Raw genomic sequence first — 3427 nt, 5'->3', positions numbered from 1 at the left:
CCGCTGGCCTGGGGCAGCAAGCTCGGCTGGCAACAAATCCTCACCACGCTGGAAAACCTGCAACGTTATTACGCGGAACCCCGCTATCGCCCAATGCCACTGCTGCGCCGTTATGCCGCCAATTATTCAGGAGCCAAATGCTGATGAATGCCAACACTCCCCGCGCGCTGGCCCAGCGCTGCGCCGAACACTTGTTTAGCCAGGATACCTGTGCACAGGCGATGGATATGCGCATCGATGCCGTGGATGCTGGCATGGCCAAAGTCAGCATGACCGTCGGCCCGCAGATGCTCAATGGTCACCAGACTTGTCACGGTGGCCAGCTGTTCAGCCTGGCAGATACCGCGTTTGCTTATGCCTGTAACAGTCAAGGGCTGGCGGCAGTTGCTTCTGGTTGCACCATCGATTTTATCCGCCCGGCGCTGGCAGGCGATCGCCTCACCGCCTGCGCTGAAGTGCGCCATCAGGGTAAAACTACCGGACTGTACGACGTTGAGATCGTTAACCAACTGGGGAAAACCGTCGCCTGGTTCCGTGGCCGTGCCCATCGGTTGGGCCACAGCATTTTAGGAGAGCAACCATGAATCAGGCCTTTATTTGCGATGGCGTCCGCACGCCGATTGGCCGTTACGGCGGTGCACTGGCAAACGTGCGGGCTGACGATTTAGCCGCCCTGCCGCTGCGTGCTCTGCGGGAACGCCACCCCAACGTAGACTGGTCGCGGGTAGATGACGTGATCCTCGGCTGCGCCAATCAGGCCGGGGAAGACAACCGCAATCTGGCCCGTATGGCGGCGTTGCTGGCCGGGCTGCCACCAAACGTTTCCGGCACCACCATCAACCGGCTATGCGGTTCGGGGTTGGATGCGTTGGCGATGGCGGCCCGCAGCATCAAGGCCGGTGAAGCCAGTCTGGTACTGGCCGGAGGGGCCGAATCCATGACCCGCGCTCCGCTGGTGATGGGCAAAGCCGACAGCGCCTTCAGCCGTCAGGCACAGCTGTTTGATACCACCATCGGTTGGCGTTTTGTTAACCCGCTGATGCACGCGGCTTTCGGCACCGACTCAATGCCGGAAACCGCCGAAAACGTCGCGGCACAGTTTGGTATCAGCCGTGCCGATCAGGATGCCTTTGCCCTACGCAGCCAGCAGCGCACCGCCCTGGCACAACAGCGGGGGATCCTGACACAGGAAATTATCCCGGTGAGCCTCAGCGGCAAGAAAGGGGTAATCACTCAATTCAGCGAAGACGAACACCCGCGTGCAGAAACCACGCTGGAGCAGCTGCAAAAACTGAAAACGCCGTTCCGCCAGCCGGGCTGTATCACTGCTGGCAATGCTTCTGGCGTCAACGACGGTGCGGCGGCGCTGATTGTCGCTTCCGAAGCCATGGCCTGGCAGCAAGGTCTGACGCCACGGGCGCGTATTGTCGCTACCGCCACCTGCGGCGTCGAACCTCGATTGATGGGGATCGGCCCGCTCCCCGCGACCCGCAAAGTCTTGGAAATCGCCGGGTTAAGCCTGGCGCAGATGGACGTCATTGAACTTAACGAAGCATTCGCCGCACAGGCGTTGGCGGTATTGCGCCAGCTTGGTCTACCGGATGATGCCGAACAGGTCAATCCCAACGGGGGTGCCATCGCTCTTGGCCATCCATTGGGCATGAGCGGTGCGCGTCTGGCGCTGGCCGCCCTGTTTGAGCTGGAACGTCGCGCTGGCCGCTACGCACTGTGCACCATGTGCATTGGCGTCGGTCAGGGTATTGCCATGATTATTGAGCGTGTCTAACACCTGCGAGGCTAAAAAGATGACTACAAATCCACGGCCCATCGACGCGATTGAATTTGCTTCACGCGACGAAATCGAAGCATTACAACTGGAACGCCTGCAATGGACCCTGTACCATGCCTACAACAACGTACCGATGTATCAACGCAAGTTCGATCAGGCTGGTGTTCACCCGAGCGATCTGAAGCAACTGAGCGATCTGGCGTTGTTCCCCTACACCACCAAACAGGATCTGCGTGACAACTACCCGTTCGACACCTTTGCCGTGCCGATGGAACAGGTGGTACGCATTCATGCTTCGTCTGGCACCACCGGCCGCCCAACGGTAGTAGGTTATACCCAGCGGGATATCGATAACTGGGCCGATATTGTCGCCCGTTGCCTGCGCTCTGCCGGGGCCACGGCTAAAGACAAAATCCATGTTGCCTACGGTTACGGCCTGTTTACCGGCGGGCTGGGCGCGCACTATGGCGCAGAACGCCTGGGTGCGACAGTGATCCCGATGTCCGGCGGCCAGACAGAGAAACAGGTGCAGTTGATCATGGATTTCAAACCCGACGTGATCATGGTGACTCCGTCCTACTGTCTGACGCTGATCGACGAGCTGGAACGTAAAATGGGGGGCGATGCACGTAATTGCTCCCTGCGTTTGGGCGTGTTCGGTGCAGAACCCTGGACAGAATCCCTGCGCCATGAGATCGAATCGCGCATGGGGATCAAAGCGCTGGATATCTATGGCCTTTCCGAAGTGATGGGGCCAGGTGTGGCGATGGAGTGTGCCGAAAGCGGCGGCGGCCCGACCATTTGGGAAGACCACTTCCTGCCTGAGATCATCAACCCGGAGACGGGCGCGATACAGGCCGACGGCGAGCATGGCGAACTGGTCTTCACCACGCTGACCAAAGAGGCACTACCGGTGATCCGCTATCGCACGCGCGACCTCACACGTTTACTGCCAGGGGATGCCCGCAACATGCGCCGGATGGGCAAAATTACCGGCCGTTCCGACGATATGCTGATCATTCGCGGCGTGAACGTGTTCCCTTCCCAGGTTGAAGAACAGATTATGCAGTTTGAACACCTGTCGCCACATTATCAGTTGCAAGTGAGCCGGGCCGGGCATTTAGATACCTTGGCCGTGCGTGTGGAGCTGAAAGAGTCGGCGCTGACGCTCAGCCACCAGCAGCGTTGCGATATCTGCCACCAGCTGCGTCACCATATCAAATCGATTGTCGGGGTCAGCACCGACGTCAGCATTGCCAACTGTGGCGATATTCCACGTTCGGAAGGCAAGGCCCAGCGGGTGATCGACCTGCGGCCTCGGTGAGTTTTCCCCTCACCCTAACCCTCTCCCAAAAGGAGAGGGGACCGATCGAGTGCGCTTGAAATTAGAGTGATTCACCTTGGATGAGATGAAGAGAAGCCCGAGTTTGCTGAGATTATCGCTTTTCTTCCAAACGAGCAGGGGCTATCAGCTCCCTCTCCCGATGTGGGGGGCCGATCGAGTTTGCTTAGATTATCGTTATACGTCCAAACGAGCAGGGGCTACCAGCTCCCTCTCCCGATGTGGGGGGGCCGATCGAGTTTGCTTAGATTATCGTTATACGTCCAAACGAGCAGGGGCTACCAGCTCCCTCTCCC

The 3427-nt window shown here is 59.0% G+C and carries 3 protein-coding genes; all 3 read left to right on the top strand.

Going from position 1 to position 3427, the window contains the following annotated elements; all coding sequences use genetic code 11:
- Positions 1 to 143 precede the first annotated feature (143 nt).
- The 3 genes from paaI to paaK are packed head-to-tail and all read left to right on the top strand — an operon-like array spanning position 144 to position 3113.
- Complete coding sequence (gene paaI / locus ACLQ7H_RS06865; RefSeq protein WP_411752031.1) at positions 144 to 584, top strand: hydroxyphenylacetyl-CoA thioesterase PaaI; 441 nt, start codon at positions 144 to 146, stop codon at positions 582 to 584.
- Positions 581 to 1786 carry a 3-oxoadipyl-CoA thiolase gene (gene pcaF, locus ACLQ7H_RS06860; protein ID WP_411752030.1) on the top strand — a complete coding sequence of 402 codons (1206 nt, stop codon included), beginning with the start codon at positions 581 to 583 and terminating at the stop codon, positions 1784 to 1786. Before paaI ends, pcaF begins: the two co-directional genes overlap by 4 nt.
- Before the next feature lie 19 nt (positions 1787 to 1805).
- The gene (gene paaK / locus ACLQ7H_RS06855; RefSeq protein ID WP_411752029.1) at positions 1806 to 3113 is read left to right on the top strand and encodes a phenylacetate--CoA ligase PaaK; all 1308 of its coding nucleotides are present in this window, start codon (positions 1806 to 1808) and stop codon (positions 3111 to 3113) included.
- Positions 3114 to 3427 lie beyond the last annotated feature (314 nt).

Origin of the sequence: Serratia sp. (in: enterobacteria), from assembly GCF_046715635.1 — a bacterium.
Classification (GTDB): Bacteria; Pseudomonadota; Gammaproteobacteria; order Enterobacterales; family Enterobacteriaceae; genus Chania.
This window is presented reverse-complemented; position numbering and strand designations above follow the sequence as displayed.

Excerpts from the sequence above, each read along its gene's own strand:
- paaI (WP_411752031.1), top strand. The coding sequence starts at position 144 with ATGAATGCCAACACTCCCCGCGCGCTGGCCCAGCGCTGCGCCGAACAC.
- pcaF (WP_411752030.1), top strand. The coding sequence starts at position 581 with ATGAATCAGGCCTTTATTTGCGATGGCGTCCGCACGCCGATTGGCCGT.
- paaK (WP_411752029.1), top strand. The coding sequence starts at position 1,806 with ATGACTACAAATCCACGGCCCATCGACGCGATTGAATTTGCTTCACGC.